The 22643-nt window shown below is 42.2% G+C and carries 21 protein-coding genes; 9 read left to right on the top strand and 12 right to left on the bottom strand.

The features are described from left to right. Positions 1-8: 8 nt before the first annotated feature. Together FBB35_RS18320 and FBB35_RS18315 are read right to left on the bottom strand one after the other, a co-directional pair. Positions 9-779, bottom strand: a complete 771-nt coding sequence (locus FBB35_RS18320; protein WP_174710847.1) for a hypothetical protein — start codon at positions 777-779, stop codon at positions 9-11. 129 nt (positions 780-908) lie between these two features. After that, on the bottom strand, positions 909-2441 hold the full coding sequence (locus tag FBB35_RS18315; RefSeq protein WP_174713696.1) for a DUF1565 domain-containing protein: 1533 nt from the start codon (positions 2439-2441) through the stop codon (positions 909-911). Positions 2442-3217: 776 nt separating this feature from the next. On the opposite strand from FBB35_RS18315, the gene FBB35_RS18310 reads away from it, so the two are divergent. Further along, positions 3218-5368, top strand: a complete 2151-nt coding sequence (locus FBB35_RS18310; protein WP_174713695.1) for a glycoside hydrolase family 10 protein — start codon at positions 3218-3220, stop codon at positions 5366-5368. Positions 5369-5411: 43 nt separating this feature from the next. On the opposite strand, the gene FBB35_RS18305 is transcribed toward FBB35_RS18310, so the two are convergent. Then, positions 5412-6287, bottom strand: coding sequence for a phosphodiester glycosidase family protein (locus FBB35_RS18305; RefSeq protein WP_174710846.1), 876 nt, complete (start codon positions 6285-6287; stop codon positions 5412-5414). Positions 6288-6790: 503 nt separating this feature from the next. Here FBB35_RS18305 and FBB35_RS18300 point away from each other — a divergent pair. Continuing rightward, the gene (locus FBB35_RS18300) at positions 6791-7111 is read left to right on the top strand and encodes a hypothetical protein (protein WP_217481656.1); all 321 of its coding nucleotides are present in this window, start codon (positions 6791-6793) and stop codon (positions 7109-7111) included. A gap of 282 nt (positions 7112-7393) precedes the next feature. Here FBB35_RS18300 and FBB35_RS18295 read toward each other — a convergent pair whose 3' ends face one another. Further along, on the bottom strand, positions 7394-9562 hold the full coding sequence (locus FBB35_RS18295; RefSeq protein WP_174710845.1) for a PAS domain S-box protein: 2169 nt from the start codon (positions 9560-9562) through the stop codon (positions 7394-7396). Between the two features lie 580 nt (positions 9563-10142). On the opposite strand from FBB35_RS18295, the gene FBB35_RS18290 reads away from it, so the two are divergent. The 6 genes from FBB35_RS18290 (at position 10143) to FBB35_RS18265 (ending at position 15759) form a co-directional block, all read left to right on the top strand. Continuing rightward, entirely contained in the window at positions 10143-11486 is a 1344-nt protein-coding gene (locus FBB35_RS18290) for an adenylosuccinate synthase (RefSeq protein ID WP_174710844.1), read from the top strand. 76 nt (positions 11487-11562) lie between these two features. Further along, the gene (locus tag FBB35_RS18285) at positions 11563-12168 is read left to right on the top strand and encodes a 50S ribosomal protein L25/general stress protein Ctc (RefSeq protein WP_174710843.1); all 606 of its coding nucleotides are present in this window, start codon (positions 11563-11565) and stop codon (positions 12166-12168) included. 83 nt (positions 12169-12251) lie between these two features. Then, positions 12252-13787 carry an AAA family ATPase gene (locus tag FBB35_RS18280; RefSeq protein WP_174710842.1) on the top strand — a complete coding sequence of 512 codons (1536 nt, stop codon included), beginning with the start codon at positions 12252-12254 and terminating at the stop codon, positions 13785-13787. A 181-nt stretch (positions 13788-13968) separates the two neighbouring features. Next, complete coding sequence (locus FBB35_RS18275) at positions 13969-14475, top strand: hypothetical protein (RefSeq protein ID WP_174710841.1); 507 nt, start codon at positions 13969-13971, stop codon at positions 14473-14475. 171 nt (positions 14476-14646) lie between these two features. Then, a complete protein-coding gene (locus tag FBB35_RS18270; protein ID WP_174710840.1) occupies positions 14647-15438 on the top strand; it encodes a YdcF family protein in 792 nt (263 codons plus the stop codon). A 99-nt stretch (positions 15439-15537) separates the two neighbouring features. Further along, complete coding sequence (locus tag FBB35_RS18265) at positions 15538-15759, top strand: hypothetical protein (protein WP_118165772.1); 222 nt, start codon at positions 15538-15540, stop codon at positions 15757-15759. 5 nt (positions 15760-15764) lie between these two features. Here FBB35_RS18265 and FBB35_RS18260 read toward each other — a convergent pair whose 3' ends face one another. From FBB35_RS18260 to FBB35_RS18250, 4 genes are all read right to left on the bottom strand, one after another. Then, positions 15765-15986, bottom strand: coding sequence for a ferredoxin-thioredoxin reductase variable chain (locus tag FBB35_RS18260; protein WP_174713693.1), 222 nt, complete (start codon positions 15984-15986; stop codon positions 15765-15767). Between the two features lie 78 nt (positions 15987-16064). Beyond that, positions 16065-16193, bottom strand: coding sequence for a hypothetical protein (locus FBB35_RS35510; protein ID WP_277883519.1), 129 nt, complete (start codon positions 16191-16193; stop codon positions 16065-16067). A gap of 523 nt (positions 16194-16716) precedes the next feature. Continuing rightward, positions 16717-17538 (bottom strand): NADPH-dependent oxidoreductase, encoded by an 822-nt coding sequence (locus FBB35_RS18255; protein ID WP_174710839.1) that lies wholly within the window; start codon positions 17536-17538, stop codon positions 16717-16719. Between the two features lie 106 nt (positions 17539-17644). Then, on the bottom strand, positions 17645-18763 hold the full coding sequence (locus FBB35_RS18250) for a sulfonate ABC transporter substrate-binding protein (protein WP_174710838.1): 1119 nt from the start codon (positions 18761-18763) through the stop codon (positions 17645-17647). A gap of 109 nt (positions 18764-18872) precedes the next feature. Between FBB35_RS18250 and FBB35_RS35505 the strand changes: the two genes are divergently transcribed. Then, positions 18873-19004: a hypothetical protein gene (locus FBB35_RS35505; RefSeq protein ID WP_302480914.1), complete on the top strand. Its 132-nt coding sequence runs from the start codon at positions 18873-18875 to the stop codon at positions 19002-19004. Here the strand turns inward: FBB35_RS35505 and FBB35_RS18245 are convergent. The 4 genes from FBB35_RS18245 to FBB35_RS18230 form a co-directional block, all read right to left on the bottom strand. Continuing rightward, positions 19001-19762, bottom strand: coding sequence for a class II aldolase/adducin family protein (locus tag FBB35_RS18245; protein ID WP_174710837.1), 762 nt, complete (start codon positions 19760-19762; stop codon positions 19001-19003). The two genes, FBB35_RS35505 and FBB35_RS18245, sit on opposite strands and share 4 nt — an antisense overlap. Further along, complete coding sequence (locus FBB35_RS18240; protein ID WP_174710836.1) at positions 19755-20420, bottom strand: hypothetical protein; 666 nt, start codon at positions 20418-20420, stop codon at positions 19755-19757. Before FBB35_RS18240 ends, FBB35_RS18245 begins: the two co-directional genes overlap by 8 nt. A 114-nt stretch (positions 20421-20534) precedes the next feature. Then, on the bottom strand, positions 20535-20741 hold the full coding sequence (locus FBB35_RS18235; RefSeq protein ID WP_174710835.1) for an RRXRR domain-containing protein: 207 nt from the start codon (positions 20739-20741) through the stop codon (positions 20535-20537). 246 nt (positions 20742-20987) lie between these two features. After that, a complete protein-coding gene (locus tag FBB35_RS18230) occupies positions 20988-22022 on the bottom strand; it encodes an LLM class flavin-dependent oxidoreductase (RefSeq protein ID WP_254625603.1) in 1035 nt (344 codons plus the stop codon). Positions 22023-22643: the final 621 nt, after the last annotated feature.

The raw sequence follows: 22643 nt of genomic DNA, 5'->3' as shown, positions 1-22643 counted from the left end.
GTCATTTGTTATTGATTTTTCTCCCTACTACCCATATCTGGCGGATTTTGTTCGCTAGACATCGCTTTGAGTTTAGATGTAAAAGACTCCGAGCGATCGCTTTTTTCTGGGGTAAATTGCCCAATAGGGGCATGAATAGCAGCAGGTGGCAGCAGTTTTGGCTGTCTTTGAGGATGGCTGGGTAATGGGGGAGGCGGTGGACTTTCTTGTAAAGTTTGCCTTTGGCTAACAGCAGACGATAGCTGAAGAGTTGCTGAAGAAGCAAATTTACCGGTAAGGGGAGACTTCAAGACAGTTTTTTTGTCCCTAACTTCCTCCTTGACTTCTTCACCTAAAGATGTGTTTTGTTCGTAACTTTTCAGTTGTAGAGTTGCAGTATTGCTGTGTTGATAGCCGTTACGAATCCTAGCAGGTGGTAATTGAGGACTCGTGACTCTCTCTACAATGGGGTTTTTCTTGGCTAGCGGCAGGCTGGGAGCAGGGGATGAGGTTAGACTTTGGGGAAATTTGCTACAAACCATCCGTTCAAATTCCATGTTGAAATGATATGTAGCTTGATCTCGGCGCTGCCAAAATACTAAAATTTGCTGCACAGAAACAGCTTTATAACGGCCTTGATATAATGCCTCGATCACTGCCAGGTGTAGCCAATTCAATGGGTATTGCGTTTGCCAACGCTCAACTAGCTCATTGGCACTATACCCACTGAGATCAAAACTATAGTTAATTAATAAAGCGATCGCCAAGTTGGCAGAAGTATCTGGGAGTGTTGTTAACATGGGGCTATTAGCTTATGGCAATAGGTCTAAGATTCTTCACCCATTGCATATTAGCCTAGCGTGCTTTTAACTACATGGTTTTTTTTCCAAGAGTACAAAGCCGATAAGCAGTGTTTCCTATTCTACTTGTCAAGTTCTAGAATGCAACCCTACATAGACAGATTTAATCGCAGATGTTCGCCCAATGGCAACTAATGCTTGATAAACCATTGCTGCAACTTCGGCGCGTGTTGCCAAACGTAAAGGTGCAAGTAGTTTGGGATCTGGGTAATTAACGATGATTTTTTGTTGTGTAGCAGTGGCTACGGCTTTTCGGGCGTAGTCGGGAATGGTCTGACGATCGCTATATACTTCTAAAATATCGCTATCAATAGCTGCTAGTCCCAGTCCGTTTACTAGGGAAACAATCACCTGTAGCCGTTGGACGTGCTGATCTGGGCGAAAAGTGCGATCGCTAAATCCACCAACAAAGCCACCGCTAGCCGCGACTTGGATAGCGCTATAAGCCCAAAAATCCTTGGGTACATCCGTAAAATCAGGTGCTGAAATTTTGGGAAATGGGTTAAAAGCGATCGCTACCAGAGATGCATACTGGGCGCGAGTCATGGGTTTATCTGGCTGGTAGCTACCATCAGCAAAACGATGAATTAAATCCATGCTTACTAATGCCTGGATAAATGGTTCTGCCCAATGTACATCTAGTTGAACAGGCGCGGGGAGTTTTTGAGATGAGGATTGTGCTGGAGCATCGGATAAGCTAGTGTTAATTGCTACTTGATTGACTGGGATCAATTCAATCAAACCTTTGACTAGAAAAGGATTCAAATCATTACCTACGGAAATTAGTTTTTGCTTAGTAGCATTATACAAATCAAATTCACTATTATCACTAAAAATATTATCAGCAGGATCTTGGGTATTACCTAAGTCAGGAATTGCATTGCCATTGACTAATAGACCACCTTGGGTATTTTTAGTCATGAGATTTTGACGCAGCACAGGTTGGGCATTCCGAGAAAGTGCGATCGCGGTGCGATTTTCTGATAACTTGTTATTTGCGATCGTTGGAGTCGCAAAGTCACTAATTGCTATACCTAAAGGGTTTCTTTCAAATAAATTCCGCAGTACTTCTCCCTGGCTATGTCCTGCTATCACCAACCCGCTAGCAGTATTTTGCACAAATATGTTATCTAAAATTGCAGGTTTGGCAGTACCAGTAGTAAACACACCTTCCCGCCCACAATCCCTGAAAGTATTATTAGCTAAAGTCGGTGCAGCCGATTCAATCCAGATACCAGTACCTTTTGCTGAGGGATTAATGACAGTTACGCCTAAAAGACTGGCATTATCTAGCAAGAGTAGCGTAATATTTTGTATACCAAAGCTAGGGCTTCCATACTCGCCACTCCCAGAAATTACAATCCCTGCACCTTTATTAGCTTCATTACCCAACAGTGTTGCCTCTTCAGGAATAATCAGTGGAAACACCTCACCGCTAGCAGCGCTGTAAGTCCCCGGCTCAAGATGAATAATTGTCGGGATTTTGGTTATTTTTAAGGCACGGGTGAGGCTTTTAAACGGACTCAACCGCGAACCAGTATTAATATCATTCCCTGTCATAGGGTTGATATAGAGTGTGACGATGAGGGTAGAGTTCACCATTGATAGTTGAGAGTCAATTGTTTTAATTATGACAATCATAAATAACACTACTTGTAGCAAACTTTTTGAAAGTAGTATGACTGTGTATAGAAAATATATCTACGTTACTTTTTCTTGCAAGCAGATAATCTGTACACACAAGTTATAGACTCTTATGCAACATTCCTAGTTCTCATCTCGGTTTTTGGTATTTCCAGGTTAAAAGACCACCGTTATCACCCTGAACATCTGAGAGAGGAGTTAGAGAAGGTTTATCCCCAAAAATCAGCATTGAACGTTCGGCACAAGCATTCTATTTGGCACTACTAACTCTATAACTGCGTCAAGCGTCTTGCAGCTAAATTACTGTATCGGTTTTCCTGGTGTAGCAATTTAACATTTATATGGAATGAAGTTTAAGCAATTAGTAACCAGAAGTAATGACAACTCAGTTTTGGAAAAAAAGCCTAGAAATTAATGCGACTCTAACCAACTTACTATTAAACTCCGTGCGTAGATGCTTACTTTTATGCCGCAGCAAGTTACATAAAGCGTCTGATGGAGTTGCGGCTAGTCGCCAGACATCGCCTTTCATTCATCAAGGTTGGTGGCTTTTGAAAAAAAGGCGGGGGGGTAGGGAGCAGGAGGCAGGGGGGATAGTTCAGATGTGGATTCGACCCAAACTGTTGCGCCAGCTTCCCGTAGGGTACGAGAAACACTTAGTAGAAATGAGGGAATCAGACTCATGTTCTGCAATGCTTGTCGGCAGGGAGCAGGGGGAAAAGGAGCAGGGAGAAATGACCCCTGCTCCCTGGCTCTTGTTGAAGAAGCGTCTGCTGCCATTATTATTTTTGATATCATTCGTTGCTGTATTCCTATTCAACAGCTTTGCCCCTGCTATTGCCCAACTGCCTCCTCAACCTCGTCAAGAAATTCGGGGGGTGTGGCTCAGTGGTAACGATTTTAGCGTTTTTAGAAATCGCTCCAAGGTGCAAGCAGCCATGAGCCAACTAAGGCAGTTAAACTTTAACACTGTTTATCCAGTGGTATGGAACGATGGCTATACACATTACCCCAGCGCCGTCATGCAAAAAATGGGTATTCCCTTCTTCTTCAAGGGAACAGATGGACAAGATGTGATTGCAGACATTATCAGTCAAGCCCGCAGAGAAGGACTACTAGCAATACCTTGGTTTGAATTTGGTTTCATGGTTCCCCTAACTTCAGAACTTGCATCCCAGCATCCAGATTGGCTGACACAAAAGCAGGATGGGACTCAAACTTCAATTAGTGCTGCGGGTGAAGTAGCGTGGTTGAATCCCTTTCACCCCGAAGTGCAAAAGTTTATCACCGAACTCGTGATGGAAGTCATTACTCAATACGATGCTGATGGCGTTCAATTTGACGACCATACGAGTTTACCTGTGGATTTTGGTTACGATAAATACACAATTAGTCTATATACTCAAGAAACTGGGAATCCTCCTCCACCTAATCCCCAAGCCCAAGCCTGGAAAAGATGGCGGGCAGATAAAATCAGTGCATTCATGGTAGACCTCTACCAAACCGTGAAAGCTCAAAAACCGAACGCTATCTTCTCAGTTTCTCCTGTTGATTCTGACTACGCCTATAAGGTGCAACTGCAAGACTGGCTCAACTGGGTACGGTTGGGTATTGTCGATGAGTTAGTTATGCAGGTGTACCGTAATGATTTGGCAAGTTTTATCAGTCAAATTACTCGCCTAGAAATTTTAGAAACCCAAAAAATTATCCCAACAGGTATCGGTATTTTAGCGGGGTTGCGAAATCGCCAAGTCTCCATGTCACAAATCCAACCCCAAGTAGAAGCAGCGCAACAACGGGGTTTAGGTATTGGCTTTTTCTACTACGAAAGCCTTTGGGATATTGCGCCTGAACCAGCAGCACAACGACAGTCAGCATTTGCGGCTCTTTTCCAAAACCCAGCATTGCGCGATATCTCTCAAAATACACCCCGCCAGCCAGCTTTTGATACCATAAGCTTACCTTTGTACACAAAACCTTCCCTCGGTCAACGTGTTCGCGGCTATTTTTTGGAAATGGCGATCGCAGGTGGTCAGCCAAGACGTATCTTATTAGATACAGGGTCAGTAGGGCTGCGAGTTCCCAAAGAGTTTTTAGGTAATGCTCCTATCCGCAGAACGGGACAAAATATCAAGGAGGTCTTAAGTGATGGGACTATCCTGGAAGGAGAATTAGTTTATGCTAATATCCGATTTGGCTTGCTTCCCGCCGCAGAACTAGTTCCCGTACAGATTGTTAATAGTCGCCAATGTACTGCCCAAAAGCCTAATTGTTCAGCAAAGAATGGTGTGCCATTTTCCGGTATTATCGGTGTCAACTATTTTGAAAAGTCACTTCCCTATAATCCGTTGAGAAAATTACCAGGCAATTTGAGTAACGGATTTATTGTTACGGGAAATGGTGGTAATAACAATAATGGCAGCCTAATTCTCGGTTTAACTGCTGGTAATCAAGCAGGTTTCAAAATGGCTCCTTGGAGTAAACAAAGCGAAATTAATGGTGTACCCGGTAACAGATGGGACTCCCAATTGAGCAAAGTTTGTTTAACTATTGCTGGGAGTTCCGCTAAAAATCTTTGTAACGGCAAAATGATGACTGATACTGGAACTATTAATGGTTTGACTGAATTCAAGTCAGCTTCTACAGCAGGTAAGCTCAAACCAGGCGTATTACGTTCAGCGAATGCTGTGAAAGTAGCAATTAATGGCATTTTTGATTACAGCCTCACACCAGGAACCCGCGACGGATTTAATCGCTGGAATTTAAGCATTTCGCCACAATCAGAACTTCCTACATTTGTAAATGCTGGCATCGCCTTTTTTGATAAATACGATGTCCTCTTTGACCCAGTTAATGGAAGACAGGGTTTTCGCAATCGACGGTAATACCAGCTATATGAAGAACGAACCGCGTTCGCGTAGCGCCTCGCTAGTTTTCCTGAACCAGCAAAACTGACTTAACGGGACGCTTGATAGAATTTCCTTCCAAATCAACCTTCCCGTAAAAGGTTTTGCCATTGTAATACAGTGAAGACGAACTTCCTCCATCCAGATTCATCGCTTTATCAGCACCAAGAGTTTTCATAAAATTAGCTAGTGCTGGTAAGGATATCCCATTACCGTTAGCCGAGGGTTTTTGAGCCACCATAACTAAAACAACGCTGCCATCACGAGTAATGCCAACGGCAGTTCTAGCATTAGGTTGGTTGCTGCCAAGTGCATCTCGTTTATTGGCATTATCTACAAAACCTTCTTTTTCTAAAGTGAGTTCTGGTAATAGCCTTGGTCCTGCGCCTATGGCATCCACTAACTGACAACCGACTGGCTGTGACGCACTGTGCAGCGCAATATCATAGCGAATATTCTGTCCACATGAGTAACGGCGAAATTCTGTGCGATTTAAAATTTGACTCAAATAAGATTTTAAGTTGGAATTGTTCACCAAGCGATCGTTTTCCTTGGGGTCAGCCACCACCTTCCCTTGTATGACAACATAAGATGTAGTTTTTTGGTTGGCTGGGTCAAAAAAGCCTGCGTTCAAGATAGCTAAGGCTCGATGCTTTTGGGCAAATTCCTCTACTGTGGCTACCTTTTGTGATATTGCAGGAGTTACCAAAAATTTGCTATTAGCTGGAATCAACAAAATGTGAGCGATGCCTTGGGGTAAAGTGCGCTCGAAGTAGCGGATACTTTTTGGTGGTGAAGATGTAACAGTTGATATTGACGGTGTTGAGGAATGCAAATTAAACCACAACACCATTGCCAAACTAATTAATATCAAAGTTGGTAGTTTGATTTTCCTCACATTTAAACTCACTTGCGGTTAGCTAAAACAAAGTTAAGTCTTAAAAAACAAATAGTGCAGCAGAAACACAAGCATAAGTTAACCGTTTAAAGGTGCTGTTCCCATTGTTACAGAGCGATCGCTAATTTTTGGCTGATGCTAAAAATGCTCTCAAAAGCCCTATTAGATTAACTGTCGCGCATCTTGCGGTATAAGTATTTTAAAGACTTTCCACTCTTACAAGAGCTTGAAAACTTTGCTATTATGTACACATCCGCGCAACTAAACCTTAAAACCCAAATATAGTAAACCTTTCAAAGGTCAGCAGTTGCAAGTTGCAAAACACCTTATCCTGATAGGGATTAAAATCCCTGGTTGAGCAGATAGCGGAATATCGAGGTTGCAAGTTGCAAAACACCTTATCCTGATAGGGATTGAAACGCTTGAAACTTACTAAAATCCCTATTGGGGATTGAAACGCTTGAAACTTACTAAAATCCCTATTGGGGATTGAAACTAAGACCATGTTAGAAACCATAAACCTGAAAAATATCTCCAAAAAATTCGCTATAGCTAGAAATTATGCTTCTTTCAAAGAAAATGAGGCAATGAGAGCTATTGCATATAGCATGGATTTACTACTACCTGGTTTATATATATGGCTATTTGGTTTTAGTTTTCGAATTGGTGGGAGCGTACCAGATGATGTTCCCTATAAATATCCCGGTAAAATTCACAGTTACAGTGGAATTGCGTTAGTATTACCAGGATATAGGATTTTTACGACTTACCAGGGTAGCTATGACCCTAAACAGACATCAAATACAGGGACTAACAGCTTTTAATTGTACGGTTCTCGACTCAAATACTTTTGAAACCTTAATGACCCAGGCAGGATATTCAATCTCAGGTAGCGCACCTGCACAGTCTAATAGAATAAAAGTATGGTGGATTCATAACGAATACCCAAGAGTCGAATCTGTATATAGTCCAGACAAGACAATAGTGATAACGGCGTATCATATTAACTAATATTTTTATTTATAGTAACCAATTTCCAACGTCGGCAGAAAGTTTTGGTTAATAGGATTTTTTCTAGTCTGTAATACTTTCACCACCAAAATAAATTAGCCATCTCCTGTAACTGATTCCAGTTCTTGAGATAGCAAAGATGTGTCTCTAAATGTTGAAGCAGGTAAGTACACTGTAAATTGAGTTCCTCTACCTATCTGACTATAAACATTGACAAAACCACCGTGATTCTTAATGATACCCAACGCTGTAGAAAGTCCTAAACCTGTACCTTTGCCTATATCTTTGGTAGTGAAAAATGGTTCAAAAATTCGTTGCTGGACTTCTGACGACATACCCATACCAGTATCTGTTACCACGATCGCAACATAAGAACCCACTTTAGCATTAATATTGATCTGGGCAGAATGTTCGCCAATCACCAGATTTTCTGCTGCAATTCTCAATCTACCGCCATTGGGCATGGCATCACGGGCATTAACTACTAAATTTATCAGCACCTGATGTATTTGAGTTATGTCTCCACGGACATACCAGAGATTTTTAGGGATATCTGCCTGACAGATAATCGATTTAGGGAATGTTTGAGCGATAATTTGCTCAATTTCTGCCATCAAAGGCTGAATTTGCACAATTGTCCGTTTGTCTTCAATACCCCGTGCAAAAGACAATACTTGCTTGAGCAAATTAGCGCCGCGTTTCACATTATTTTCTAAAGTTTGCAGTATTTTCTGACTCTGCGAATCAGGCAATTTCTTCTGCAACAATTGAACTGACATTAAAATTGGGGATAGTATATTGTTGAGATCGTGGACAATACCGCCAGCTAACGTGCCGATACTCTCCAAACGTTGCGATCGCAGAAGTTGAGCTTCTAGTTGTTTCTGCTGCGTAATCTCGGTGTTCACACTCAAAATGGACTTAGTTTGTCCATGATCATCTCGGATCAGTATCCACCGACTTTCAACGATAATTACTTTACCTTCCTTTGTCAGTTGATGCAACTCACCCCGCCACTCACCTGTATTCATCACCTTCAAGTAAGCATCTTCTAGCTGTGGTGAAATACCTTTATACAAAAGTTGCAAAACATTCTTACCTACAACTTCCTCAGACTTCCAGCCGTAAAGACGTTCAGCACCTTGATTCCAAAACAATATTTGGTTGTGGATATTTCGTACCAAAATCCCCTCAGTTGATACATCCAGCAGCAATCTTTGTTCACGGATTTTCTGTTCTGCCTGTTTTTGCTGAGTTATATCTCGCATCAGTGCCAAATGAATGAATGTACCATCAGATTCGTTACGCAGTGGTACAGCATAAGTTTCCATGTAGCGACGAGTACCTTTAAATCCGACAATTTCAAACTCCAAAGTCCCCTTGTTACCTTGGCAGATACTTTTATGCAAGTCGGCAAAAGCTGCTCTATACTCCGGCACAATTACGTCATCAATTGGTTTACCAATCAATACATCAGGACTTTCTACTTCCATCATTGCCAATCCTTCTGCATTAATTTCTAAAAGCGTGCCATCCCTAGCAATCAACTTAATACATTCTGGTTCTGCATCTATCATGGCTCGTAAACGGTTTTCGCTTTGGCGTAGGGCCAGTTCTGTCTGCTGAAGTTGCCTGATATAACGCCACAACAAATCATACAGCAGCGCCACCAGCACCAAATCCACAATCGCAGCGATAAAAAATGTAACTATCGCCTTTTGGGAACTTGCTTGCGACTGCTGCATTCTGTGCTGTAATAAATTTTGCTCTACCTCTAAAGAGTCGTGAATCAGTTGTTGAATTTCTTTGCTGCTTTGATTATCTTTATCAGATAATATTCGCTGCCGAACTGCTTCAAATCCCTGGTTTTGTCTGAGATAAATCTCTTGTTGCAAAATGTTGAGCCTACTGGTAATTTTTGGCTCCAACAAATAAATCCACTGCTGCTTTTGATAGTTATCGGCAGTTAATCTACTAAGAATTTGAATATTGCGATTAGTTTGTTGATAAGCTGCAAGATAAGTTTTCAGATCATTTGCATCTGCTGTAATTAGATAATTACGTTGTGCAGTTTCAGTATCTTTGAGTAAAGATTGAATACTTTCAACTTTGGTGATAACTTCATAAGAGGATGTCACCCATTGCTGGTTGTGAATCAGCTTAACAGTATTGCTATAAGAGACTACAGCATTAGTAAAGACAACTGACAATGCTAAGACGAATATCGCTTTTAGCTTTTGAACTCTATACCATTTTTTGATCATGCGATGCCCTTTCTGCCGCAGATGCCCTCCATCAGTTAAAATTAAACATTAAAAAAATCCTGAGAATATTTTAAGATTTTAATAACACGGGTAAGAAATTACAATCTGTTATAGTTGTAAATATCTAGATTTTTTGGGATGATGATTTATACATAATACTCAGAAATAAATCCGCTAGTTTTTAATATAAATTCATTTTGAGCAGTAATGTTACCAATGCAGTTTGGATGGGATAAGTTGCCTAGCCAGAACACAGAATAGAGATGTTGCGATGCTACGTCTCTATTCTATGTTTGGCATTGTAATTAACCCCCAATTATCCGTAGGCAGAGGGCAATTCATGTAGACGCAAAGCGGCTTCTCACATGGTATTGCCCTTACCTATGTAAGGACTTACGCAAAAATAGCCCAAACCTTGATTTTCCGTAGGGGCAATTCATAAATTGCCCCTACTGTGCGTAGTTTTGCATAATTCCTATCATTGAAAACAGCTAAAGTTATTCTGCAATATGCTTGACATGATTTAAGCAATATGTTAATAATTATAGTTTGTGGAAACTTTACTTCTTAATATAAGCTCTTGGCTAACGTCATTGTCATAGGTGCCCAATGGGGCGATGAAGGAAAAGGTAAAATAACTGACTTACTCAGTCGTTCCGCAGATGTTGTGGTGCGTTACCAAGGGGGTGTCAATGCTGGACACACGATTGTAGTTAAAGGTCAAACCTTTAAACTACACTTGATTCCCTCTGGTATTTTGTATCCAAATACCGATTGCATTATCGGCTGTGGAACAGTGATCGATCCACAGATTTTAATCGCAGAACTCGACCAACTAAAAGAACTAAATATTTCCACTGACCACTTGCTGATATCTGAGACAGCCCACGTAACGATGCCTTATCATCGGTTGATTGACCAGGCATCTGAAGAACGACGGGGAAGCCATAAGATCGGCACAACAGGTCGGGGCATTGGGCCGACTTATGCTGATAAATCTGAACGTACAGGCATCCGAGTTTTAGACTTGATGAACCCGGATGAGCTACGTGAGCAGTTAGAGTGGACGATTAATTATAAAAACGTCATTTTAGAAAAGCTTTACAACTTGCCGCCTTTAGATCCACAAGAGGTTATTGAGCAGTATTTAGGGTATGCAGAACGCTTGCGCCCTTACGTTATTGATACATCGTTAAAAATATCCGATGCTATTCAACGACGGCGCAATATTTTGTTTGAAGGCGCACAAGGTACGCTCCTGGACTTAGATCATGGAACTTATCCTTATGTCACCTCCTCTAACCCTGTGGCTGGGGGGGCTTGCGTTGGTACAGGGGTAGGCCCGACAATGATAGATCGGGTAATTGGCGTGTCGAAAGCCTACACAACGCGGGTGGGAGAGGGGCCATTTCCCACAGAATTGGATGGAGAGTTAGGAGAATTGTTGTGCGATCGCGGTGCCGAATTTGGCACAACCACTGGACGCAAACGGCGCTGTGGCTGGTTTGATGCGGTCATTGGTCGCTATGCCGTGCGGATTAACGGCATGGATTGCATGGCACTGACCAAACTGGATGTCCTCGATGAATTAGAGGAAATTCAAGTTTGTGTAGCTTATGACATAGATGGTCAACGCAGCGAACACTTCCCCACCAGTTCTCGTCAATTTGCTAGATGTCGCCCCATCTACAAAACCTTACCAGGCTGGAAAGTTTCAACAACTGAATGCCGCACCCTGGAAGACTTGCCACAGCAAGCACTGGACTATCTAAAATTCCTCGCCGAATTAATGGAAGTCCCGATCGCGATCGTCTCACTAGGAGCAAGCCGCGATCAAACAATAATCGTAGAAGACCCCATTCACGGGCCCAAACGCGCTTTATTGCAGGCTGACGGCACACCTGCTACCCTGCTCAGTGCGTAAATTAATCATTAGTCATTAGCAAATAACTAATGACTAATGACCAATGACTAATGACTAATGACAAAGGACAACTTCTATGGCTATTACAGTCGAATCTCAAAAACGTCCAGAAGGCAGCAAGCCAAGAGCTTTGCGTCGTTCTGGACTAATACCTGCCAATTTGTACGGTCACAAAGGTACAGAGTCAATTTCTTTGACTATTGATGCTAAAACCGTTGAGCGTTTGCTCAAAAGAGTTTCAGTCAACAACACATTGATTGAATTAAACATTACTGATGCACCTTGGCGCGGCAAAACCCTGCTGAGGGAACTTCAGATTCATCCAGCAAAAGGTACACCCTACCACCTCAGCTTTTTTGCCGTTGCTGGTCACGGCGATACCACTGTAGAAGTGCGGCTGCGTTTTGTGGGCAATGCTGTTGGTGTTAAACAAGAGGGTGGTGTGTTAGACACCGTAATCACCGAATTGCAAGTAAGTTGTGCGCCAGAAAACATTCCAGATGTAATTGAAATCGATGTCACTAACCTACAAATTGGAGACAGTTTGAGTATTAGTGATATACCCTTTCCTGAAGGTGTAACACCTCTAGCTGAATTGGAACGACTTGTTGTGAGCGTTTTGCCACCACAAATTAGTGCTGAAGATGCTGGGACTGAAACTGAAACTGAAGCAGCTTCTTAAGCTAAGTAAACTGTGTAATAATTTTTGATTATGCCAGGGGGGAACTCCTGGTTTTTTTGTATTTGAACCGCAGAGGAATAGAAATGACAGAAGCGACTTTTCCAGTCTTAATTCAGCAAATGTTGCAGCCTGGATTTTATCCCCATGCGGTAACAGAACCTATTGAACTAATTCAAACTCACGTTTCTTATGTGCTGCTGACTGGGGATTACGCTTATAAGCTGAAAAAACCTGTGAATTTTGGCTTTTTGGATTTTTCCACCTTAGAGAAGCGGCAGCATTTTTGTCAGGAAGAGTTGCGGTTAAATCAGAGAGGTGCTGGTGAACTATATTTAGAAGTTTTGCCCATAACTCTGGTAGGGGAGCAATACCAGTTAGAGGGAACTGCCGAGGCTGTAGAATACGTGCTGAAAATGCGGCAGTTTCCTCAAGAGTCGCTATTGAGTACGCTTTTTGACCAGGGTAAGTTAGATGAGACATGCTTAGATGAGTTGGGACGGGTAGTAGCTCAATATCATGCTGAAGCACAGACGAATGATTACATTAGCAGTTTTGGTGAAGTGCTAAAAGTCCGCGCTGCCTTTGATGAGAATTATCAGCAAACTGAGAATTATATTGGTGGCCCCCAGACTCAGGAACAATTTACAGAAACAAAGCAATATACAGATAAGTTTTTTGCCGAACGTTCAGAATTATTTGCTAGCAGAATTCACAACAATTATATTCGTGAATGTCACGGAGATTTACACCTGAGAAATATTGCCCTGTGGCACGACAAAATTTTGCTGTTTGATTGTATTGAGTTTAACGAGCCGTTTCGCTTTGTCGATGTGATGTATGATGTGGCGTTCACGGTGATGGATTTGGAAGCGCGGCAACGCAAAGATTTAGGTAATGCGTTTTTGAATGCCTACATAGAGCAAACTGGAGACTGGGAAGGTTTACAAGTGCTGCCTTTATATTTAAGTCGTCAGGCTTATGTCAGGGCTAAGGTAACATCATTTTTGCTAGGCGATCCGAGTGTACCCGCGACGGTAAAGGAAGAGGCAACAAAAACCGCCAGTGAGTATTACAAACAGGCTTGGGAGTACACTAAACCAAAGGTTGGAGAGCTAATTTTGATGTCGGGATTGTCGGGTTCTGGTAAAAGTACCACAGCAAGGCATTTAGCTCGTCAACAGGGAGCGATTCACCTGCGTTCTGATGCGGTGCGGAAACATTTAGGAGGAATTCCCCTGTGGGAAAAAGGTGGCGATGATTTGTATACACCTGAGATGACTGAGAAAACCTACACAAGGCTGCTGGAATTGGGCATTATCCTGGCTAAACAAGGTTTTTCGGTGATTTTGGATGCCAAGTATGATAAACAGCATTTGCGGCAAGAAGCGATCACTCAAGCTACAAAGTACGAAATTCCCCTTCAAATTATCCAATGCACAGCACCGCTAGAAGTTCTAAAAGAGCGTCTGAACAACCGCACTGGTGATATTGCTGATGCTACCGCCGATTTATTAGCCTCACAAATCAAACAAGCTGAACCTTTCACTGAAAAAGAACAAGCCTACGTAAAGATTTTGGATACAACTCAATCACAAGAGGCACAATTAAATAATTCGTAATTCGTAATTCGTAATGATGCTCTCTACGTTCGCGCAGCGTGTCGCAGACAGACGACTATGCGTAGCTTTCTTTCTCATAGCAGTACGCGGACTTGCTAGCGCTATGCTAACGTAATTCGTAATTGAATCGAAAATTACGAACTACAAATTGGTATCTAGTTGATAGCCTTTTTATTACTATATGGCAGACAAAAAGAACGATTTTTTGAGTATTTCTCCCAGCTTCTTTTCTCAGTTGTTATTTGGGGCATTTTTAACATTTATATTAATAATGACCGGCTCCGCGCCAGCCCTAAGTATCTTCTTAGGAATCATGGGCGGTTTCATCCTCAGTTGGATCACCAATGTAACCGATAATAGCCCCCAGGCACCAAATGTAGCCTCCTCTGATGGTGTTGATACAGGACTAAAGTACTGGTTATTTTTCATGCTTGGCTTTGTATATTTGGGGTATCCAGCACCCACAAGTATCTTGCTGGGTGGAATAGGCGCTTTAGCTGGAGGCTGGATTACTGCTTGGTGGGGAAGTAAGGAAGAAACTAGAACTCAGTTGCAAGTTGAAGAATTAGAAGAGGGCGAAGTTGAACCAACAAACGACAGAATCAACAAAAGGCAAACGAGAAGAAACACCCGCCGTTATCGTCGCGCTCCTGGAAGTAGTATCAATTTCAGGTTTTGGGAAAGGTAGTAATTTGGGCATTGGGTATTGGGAATCGATAAGAGATAGGGGGGACAAGGAAAAGGGGGGAGATAGGGGAGAGACTTTTTAAATAATTCTCCCTTTATCCTCCCTGTCCCCCTTGTCCCCCTCATCTCCCCCTTGTCCCCCTGCTCCCTGTTCCCTGCTCCATTCCCCACTATGTTTTTATATCTCTCTAAATTACTGCCACTATTTTTTTATCCACTAGGATTAGCCTGTGTAAGTTTGGTAGTCGCATTAGTCTCCTTGTGGAAACGACCGCGCACCGCCGCGATCGCAATTGCTTTTGCCCTAACTTTATTGCTATTTTGTAGTAACGCTTGGATCGCTAAATCATTAGTGCGATCGCTAGAATGGCAAAATCTCCCACTCGCCCAAATCCCAGTTGCAGAAGCGATTGTGGTTTTGGGTGGCGCAACTAAATCAGCTTTTCCCCCAAGACCTACCGTTGATTTGAGTGAATCGGGCGATCGCGTAATCTATGCCGCCCAACTATATCGCCAAAAAAAAGCACCTATAATCATTCTTAGCGGGGGCCGCATTGATTGGCGTGGTGGCGGTTCACCAGAGTCGGCAGATATGGCAACAATACTCACATCTATTGGTATTCCATCTGAGGCGATTGTTCAGGAACCTGAATCTCTCAATACTTATCAAAATGCTGTCAATGTCCGAAAAATTTTAGAATCTCGTGGCATCAATCAAGTATTATTGGTTACTTCGGCAATGCACATGCCGCGATCGCTTAACATTTTTCAGCGTCAAGGAATTAATGTTATTCCCGCACCCACTGACTTTTTAGTTAGTCAAGGTGACTTGCAAGAACTTGGTTCCACTCCCAAAGCCGCTATACTGAATTTATTACCTGATACCGACAACTTGCACCAATTTACCACCGCTTTGAAAGAGTATATTGGTTCTTTCGTTTATCGTTTACGCGGTTGGCTTTAATAAAGTTATTAGTTGTGAATTATGAGTTATTAATTATGAAATATAGTAATCCCCTAAATTTTAAACTCCTAACTTTTAACTCCTAAGTTTATTAATTTTATGTCTAAAAACTTACCGTATATTATGCCATCGCCTCAACCCCAAGTTGAGGAAGCTTTTGCTGCTTACCAGACAACTCACCAGTTCTACCATGAAGTTCGGTCAAGGTCAGAGTTTCAGCGTTATTGTGAGTGGTATTATACAACAGCAGAGCAGAACCGCCAAGAGCTAAAAAGAATGCGCGGCGAACTGAATATTTTTCAGTGGTTTCGCCGCCGATAAGTGATTTAGATGACTTCTAACTCATTTTCGCGTAAATGGGCTTTAAACTTTTTACTAAACTGGACTACAATCGGCAGATTAGCGCTGACTGGTCTGCCTTGCCATTGGGTGGCAATATTGACTACATCGCCTTCTGTGCCTTTGATGTCAAAAGCCTGATTCCGATGTTCAGGATGATGATACACTACTACCGAATCTTTAACGCGGACGCGATCGCCAACTTTCATAACAACATTTACACCTAGCATTTGCTTTTCCACAAGTATCTGCTACAAAATATATGATTAAATTGGTTAAAATTCTATTTAATCAGCTATTTCTTGACGCTTCACAGGGGTGCGACGGCGCATTGAACCCTCTGCATCCAGGCACGTCTTAGCAATCCGTGCATAGTTTTCTAACTTTTTTGCCGCGTTAATAAATATTGCCCTCACCCTCTGTTTTGCCCCAAAAACAGGCAAACAAAAGAAAATAAACCAATACTCAGATGTGCTTAGTACTTTGGCAAGAGATATAACCCTTTTATCTTCAGGGTAACTGAAAGTTTTCGGGGCATTCTAAAACCCTTCGTTTGTATAAGGGGTTTTAACATCTGGTCAGGAGAATATTTTACACAATTCTTGGATCAACAGGCTCACGACTTTACCGAAAAACTGGGTCTAAAGACCTGTTATGACTTAGACAGGTTCAGTCGCAATCTAGTACGGCTTTTTATTATTTCTATATTTTTGATTTATTTTATACTAGCTGTGTCGCCGTATTTACTCAAGAAACTATTAGCGTCTCAGTCCAAGACGGTTCGGATAAGGTTTTTTTATGACACGCCCTAGATCACAAAGACGCGATAAATCGCCGTCTTTACAATAATCAGTCCTTTGTCTTGATGGCGATTTATCACGTCTCTTGCCTTAACCGCTACAGGAAGATAAGGTTTGAGCTATTTGCCTAAGTCGTATTCTAGAGTAACTTGAAGCCAAGTTGATTGAGAACTTCCCGCAAGCGATCGCGTCCTCTCAATGACTCAACAGTTGCGATCCTTTGGGCTGAATGTTCTGACCAATCACCAGGGACATTCATCTTTTGTTCAGTATAGAATTCTTTGATGATTTCGTTGTAGTGAGCGATCGCTTCTTCTTGATCTGACAATTTATAAGTTTCGCGGTGCAACACGGCTGACTGAGGCAATCTTGGCTTAATCGCTGCTTCTACCTCTGGATTTGAATAGCCTACACACAGCCCAAATACAGCATAAACAGAGGAGGGCAAATTCAATATCTCTGCTACCTCTTGGGGGCGGTTCCTGATTCCGCCGATATATACTGTTCCTAAACCGAGTGACTCGGCTGCAACTGCCGCATTTTGCGCTGCCAAAGTTGCATCGATTGTTGCCATTACAAACATTTCCAAGTATTCCAGCGCATCACGAGATATGCCGCGACTGTCAGCAACGTAACTCAGACGCGCCAAGTCTGCTAACCAAACCAAGAATAAAGGAACCTGTTTAATATGTGCTTGGTTCCCCGCTAATTTAGATAACTCTTCTTTACGTTCTGGATCTTCAACTGCTACCACACTCCAGGTTTGCAAATTAGAGGAAGTAGATGCAGATTGGGCGGCTGCAATTAGTAACTCCAGAGTTCCCTTTGGTAAAGGATCGGATAGATAAGACCGGATGGAACGATGAGATAATAGTGCCGTCAGAGAATCATTCCATTCAATTTCGGGATTGAAGGGAATTTCACCGTAGCGCGATCGCAGTAGTTCTATAGGATTGGTCATAATCAACTCCCAAATTTTCCGATATTTTATTACTAACACCAATTCCATCCGTAGAGGCATACATCTACACATGGTTATGCCTCTACAGCAAATTTATGATTCTGATCTAAATCTTTGGTGAGAATGCAGCATATTGCTCTTGTGTTAGCACTCCATCTTTGACATTAACTTGTTTAGGAATCAGCTTCAACTGATAATATGTATCAGCAACCTTTTGTTGTAAATTTATCAGATTATCATCAATTGGCACAATTCCAAAAGTTCGTCTATTAGTAGCTTTTCTCATTGTTGCTATGTCAATTGCTAGCACGGATGATAGAGTTTGTGCTACCTCTTCTCGATGCTGTTTAGACCATTCTTCTAAGCTTTGAATTTCTTCTAAAACTGCCTTGACAGTTTGGGGATTTTCAGTGACAAATTTACGGGTTCCCAAATAATATCCTCCCTGTTTATTAATTCCTGTCCCATCAATCAGAACTCTGGCTTTAGTTGCCTCTTGAGCGGCTGCATAGAAAGGATCCCAAATTACCCACGCATCTACACTACCCTTGACAAATGCAGCACGAGCATCAGCAGGTGGTAAATATTTCGGTTCAATGTCTGTATATTTTAATCCTGCTTTTTCTAAAGCTTGGACTAACAATAAATGGGCACTAGAACCCTTTTGAAAAGCAACTTTTTTACCTTTCAATTCAGTAAGTTTTTGAATTGAGGAATTCTGAGGAACAAGAATTGCTGAACCAGCAGGACTAGAAGCAATACCAGCGACGTAAGTTAATGATGCTCCTGCTGCTTGGGCAAATATTGGCGGTGATTCTCCTACGTGTCCAAAGTCAATACTACCCACATTCATGGCTTCTAACAACTGTGGCCCCGCCGGAAATTCGATCCATTCTACAGATACTCCATCTGGTGACAAACGCTTTTCTAAGACACCTTTGTTTCTCAGCAATATATTCGATTTTTGATAGCCAAATCTTAATACTGTGGCTTTAGTGGAAGCAGAATTACTAACAGATGTCGCACTAGGATTAGAAGAACTAACAGTCGATGGCGATGAACAGGCAGCAAATAGCACGCTCAGATACAGCCCTGTAACAAAAGCCCCCGTAATTGGCAAAGGAGAAGAAAAGAATAATTTGCGCTGGTTGTTAAATGGGATATTCCTGATTTTTACCAACGATATCCACTTGGCAATGAAACGGCGAAAGATTAGGTTAATCATCAAAATGATTTCTCTGAGCTATATGAATACTATAAACTTATAGGTTTACCGGAGTATATAAATAAATTCAGGGAAATTTGACTAACCTTTGGTTGAGGGAACAGACATTGTGTTGGACGATGTTTTAAATCCCCGTCCAACAACTGCCCTGTTGCCTGTTCCTTTAATAAAAAGAATGGAAAGTGGAAAAACTAATACTTCCCCTGCTTATTATCCCAATATCAAAAAATATATTACTTAATTCAGCAAATCAGGTTCTTCACGTACAATTCTGTCGTAAAGCGGCTGGAAACTGAACCACCCACTTATACGTGACCCCACTTGAGTTTGTGTCAAACGGGCTGTTTCGTGTTTGATAATAGTAGGTCTACCCGCAGCTTCTGCCAGCAGTTGGGCTTGGCACGATCGCTCTAAACTAATGTACCAAAAGGCTGCTTCATCTACCGTCTGTCCCACAGTTAAAATGCTGTGGTTACGGAGAATTATGGCTTTCTTTGGCCCCAAGGCTTGCGCCAGTCGTTGACCTTCAGAAGTTTCTAAAACCACACCAGTGAAATCGTCAAACAGCGCATGATCTTCGTAAAAAGCACATGAATCTTGTGTCAAGGGGTCAAGGAGACGACCTAAACTAGACCAGGCTTTACCATAAAGTGAATGAGCGTGAGCCGCCGCGATGACATCAGGTCGAGCTTCATGAATCTGAGAATGGATGGCGAAAGCAGCTCGATTCACTTCAGCATCGCCTTTAACCACCTCACCTTCTCTGTTAACTAATATCAGGTCAGAAACTCGGATATGACCGAAGTATGTTCCTAATGGATTGACCCAAAAATGGTCTGTAAATTCTGGATCGCGAGCCGTAATATGGCCTGCGATTCCTTCGCTGAAACCAAATTTACCAAATAGGCGAAAGGCTGCGGCTAGGCGTTGCTTGCGGTGCAGGCGTTCGTCTTCAACTCGCTCGAATACAGGGACTTGTGGTCTACTATACCTAGACATGTTCTTTTTCCTCTTCCTCTTTGCAGGGAGCGTTGGAATATCCAGAGCGAAAGGATTTGACGCTATGAGATTCTGGAATGAACTGGTGACGCAAGATACAACCAGTATCATTACCCAAAATATGAATAGATACAGATGCGCTCTGGGATGTAGTTTTGACGGCGTGGATATCACCGTCTGGGGGGAGAAGGCGGTAGATATCGCCTGGTTGAAGCGATCGCACTTCAGTTACTTGTAATTGTGCCTGTCCTTCAGTATCGCCGTTATCTACACGGCGGTAGACTGTTTCTTCTTGATTGCCTTTGTATAAACCAATCAATCCCCAGGCTAAATGATCGTGGACGGGAGTCGTGGAACCTGGGGGAATCACCAAACTGAAGATTGACAGAGAACGATCTTTGGCGCGATAAAGTAGCCACTGACCTATACCACCACCCATCTTGCTTTCAGGATTAATTTGGGCAAACTTTTCAGGTAGCCATTCCTGTTGGGCAAGCAGCTCTTGAAAATAGGGTTCTAATCTAGCGAGAGTTTGTGTGCGATCGCCAGCAGTGATAGCGCTAATTTCTAGCACTGTTGCTACAAAAGATCGTAGTTCCTGGCTCTCAATAAACCATTGGTCTTCTGACAATGGTTCCAAGATAGTGTCGTTCGTCATCTACAAATTCCTCACTTGGGGAGGCGACTAAGATTAACTAATTTATAATGGGCTTCTCTGCGAGATGCTAAAAGCGAACGCCCCGCTACGCTAACGTAATTTGTAGTTAAGAATTCAATTACGAGTGATTTTAATACTAGGGTGAATTTTGAAGCCAAGTTGCTCAAGTTTTAAATTAGATAAAGACTCCTTCAAAATGATGGTAAAGGGATATCGCTGAAATACAGTAGCTTTACCTTGTGACAATAGCAGCCTAGCATGGCTGATGCGTACTGGATACAACGGTTCTTGGTTGGCATCGAGAATGAATACTTTAGTCATGCAATTTTGAAATAATCAAATTATTTACAGCTATCTTCAAATATTTGAGATGAAGAATGGGGAGTAGTTAAATTACTTGAAAAGATTCTACCTATCTACTTTGTAGGAAGGCGAAGCGCATCTGCGTTTTATAACCTAAAATATTAGGCAAAGCTGTACTAAGCAATAACAGCTGCTTGTCGCTCCCGTCGTTGCACTTCTGCCCGAACTAGGGGAATCACGTCACGACCGTAAGCGATCGCATCTTCATAATGGATCAAATCCTCGAATCAATAGAGTCGTTACTCCAGCATCATAGTAATCCACAAGGGACTCTGCTACTTGCTCCGGCGTACCAACCAGGGCGGTAGTATTACCATAAGCACCAGTAGCGGCAGCAATTGGAGTCCACAAGCGCTTATCGAAAATTTCGCTTTCTTGGGCAAACTGTAATAAACGACTGGAACCTACTGCTTGCGGACGTGCTGAATTCAAGTAGGGAGTTAAGGGTGGTTGATTGTCTGTTTTTGCCGCCCGAATTTCTTTAACACGCGACAGAATTGAATGTGCCCGTTGCCAAGCCTTTTCCTCAGTATCACCCAAGATTGGCCGCAAAGATACACTGAACCGTAGCGATCGCCCTGGTGGTGTTACAGCTTTTACTTCACGTATCCGTTCTTTAATTGCTGCAATGGGTTCTCCCCACATAGCGTACACATCACTGTGCTTTGCACCCACAGGTACTGCGGCACCAGAAGCACCCCCAAAGTACACAGGTATATGGGGCTGTTGCAGAGGCTTCACATCTGAGTAAGCATCTTTCACCCGATAGAATTTGCCCTCATAGTCGAAGGGAGTATTACTCACCCACACTCGGCGCACAATATTAAGGTACTCATCTGTACGGCGATAGCGAGTATCATGGTCAAGCCAATCACCATCGCGTTGTTGTTCAGCATCGCTGCCACCTGTAATAATGTGTACGGCGATGCGACCATTAGTAAAATGATCCAAAGTTGCTGTCTTGCGTGCAAAAAGCGTAGGAGCCACGAAACCAGGGCGATGAGCGATTAAAAACTTCAACCGTTCTGTTGCAGCCGCCGCAAACGCTGCCACAGTTAAGCTATCGGGGCCAGTTGAGCCATAACCAACCAGGACGCGATCAAAGCCACCATTTTCATGTGCTTGAGCAAATTTGCGAACATAAGCAGGATCTATAGAACCGCCCGTGATTGCAACTTTCGGTCCATTTAACTCAGATATTTGTCGCGTTCCAATCATTCCAATAAATTCAATTGGCATAGTGCATATCTTTAAAAACTACATTGAGAATTGTTCTCTATTTACCCTTTCTACTTAAATAGTTGGAGGTAAGAAGACACAGTGAAATTTTTGTTTCGGAATATTCTTTTTTCCAATATTTTTAATAACAGATCCTTGCCTGCACCAGCTAGGTTAACAGCAAATTTTTGACATACAATTTGGGCAGGTTTACTCATAGAGGAATCGCTATGCATTGACCCGGATAGCGCCAATTAATAAGCTATCAAGGGATTTGATTGAGTGTCGTGGCAATAAAAATAATAACTTTTTGAACTGGATCAACAACTTTTTTATTACTCCTTTGATTAAAGAAAAGATAAGAATGAGAGTCTAAAAATAAACTCCAGCACTCTCGTTCTTACCACTCACTAGGGATTTTCAAGGATAGATCAGGCAATCTTGTGAAGTAATCTCACAATAATTCGTTGGATAGGTTTATTGTGCAGTTTTTTAGCTGTGATATTGATTTCTGTAAATACGGCAAGTCGGTCGGATAACCGTTGAATTAACTACAAGCAAAAATTATCACATACAAATTAAAAAAGCAATGGGCTAGCCCTTTCAAAGTGAGTAAAAATTTTGGTCAATAAATTCCTCTTT

The organism is Nostoc sp. TCL240-02 (genome assembly GCF_013343235.1).
Taxonomy (GTDB): Bacteria; Cyanobacteriota; Cyanobacteriia; order Cyanobacteriales; family Nostocaceae; genus Nostoc.
Note: the sequence above shows the minus strand (reverse complement) of the source record. Positions and strands in the feature narration are given on the sequence as shown.

What these genes read in the sequence shown, in the direction of transcription:
- FBB35_RS18320 (WP_174710847.1), bottom strand. Translation starts at nt 779, where the DNA reads ATGTTAACAACACTCCCAGATACTTCTGCCAACTTGGCGATCGCTTTA.
- FBB35_RS18315 (WP_174713696.1), bottom strand. Translation starts at nt 2,441, where the DNA reads ATGGTGAACTCTACCCTCATCGTCACACTCTATATCAACCCTATGACA.
- FBB35_RS18310 (WP_174713695.1), top strand. Translation starts at nt 3,218, where the DNA reads ATGACCCCTGCTCCCTGGCTCTTGTTGAAGAAGCGTCTGCTGCCATTA.
- FBB35_RS18300 (WP_217481656.1), top strand. Translation starts at nt 6,791, where the DNA reads ATGTTAGAAACCATAAACCTGAAAAATATCTCCAAAAAATTCGCTATA.
- FBB35_RS18295 (WP_174710845.1), bottom strand. Translation starts at nt 9,562, where the DNA reads ATGATCAAAAAATGGTATAGAGTTCAAAAGCTAAAAGCGATATTCGTC.
- FBB35_RS18285 (WP_174710843.1), top strand. Translation starts at nt 11,563, where the DNA reads ATGGCTATTACAGTCGAATCTCAAAAACGTCCAGAAGGCAGCAAGCCA.
- FBB35_RS18280 (WP_174710842.1), top strand. Translation starts at nt 12,252, where the DNA reads ATGACAGAAGCGACTTTTCCAGTCTTAATTCAGCAAATGTTGCAGCCT.
- FBB35_RS18275 (WP_174710841.1), top strand. Translation starts at nt 13,969, where the DNA reads ATGGCAGACAAAAAGAACGATTTTTTGAGTATTTCTCCCAGCTTCTTT.
- FBB35_RS18270 (WP_174710840.1), top strand. Translation starts at nt 14,647, where the DNA reads ATGTTTTTATATCTCTCTAAATTACTGCCACTATTTTTTTATCCACTA.
- FBB35_RS18265 (WP_118165772.1), top strand. Translation starts at nt 15,538, where the DNA reads ATGTCTAAAAACTTACCGTATATTATGCCATCGCCTCAACCCCAAGTT.
- FBB35_RS18260 (WP_174713693.1), bottom strand. Translation starts at nt 15,986, where the DNA reads ATGAAAGTTGGCGATCGCGTCCGCGTTAAAGATTCGGTAGTAGTGTAT.
- FBB35_RS18255 (WP_174710839.1), bottom strand. Translation starts at nt 17,538, where the DNA reads ATGACCAATCCTATAGAACTACTGCGATCGCGCTACGGTGAAATTCCC.
- FBB35_RS18250 (WP_174710838.1), bottom strand. Translation starts at nt 18,763, where the DNA reads ATGATTAACCTAATCTTTCGCCGTTTCATTGCCAAGTGGATATCGTTG.
- FBB35_RS18245 (WP_174710837.1), bottom strand. Translation starts at nt 19,762, where the DNA reads ATGTCTAGGTATAGTAGACCACAAGTCCCTGTATTCGAGCGAGTTGAA.
- FBB35_RS18240 (WP_174710836.1), bottom strand. Translation starts at nt 20,420, where the DNA reads ATGACGAACGACACTATCTTGGAACCATTGTCAGAAGACCAATGGTTT.
- FBB35_RS18235 (WP_174710835.1), bottom strand. Translation starts at nt 20,741, where the DNA reads ATGACTAAAGTATTCATTCTCGATGCCAACCAAGAACCGTTGTATCCA.
- FBB35_RS18230 (WP_254625603.1), bottom strand. Translation starts at nt 22,022, where the DNA reads ATGCCAATTGAATTTATTGGAATGATTGGAACGCGACAAATATCTGAG.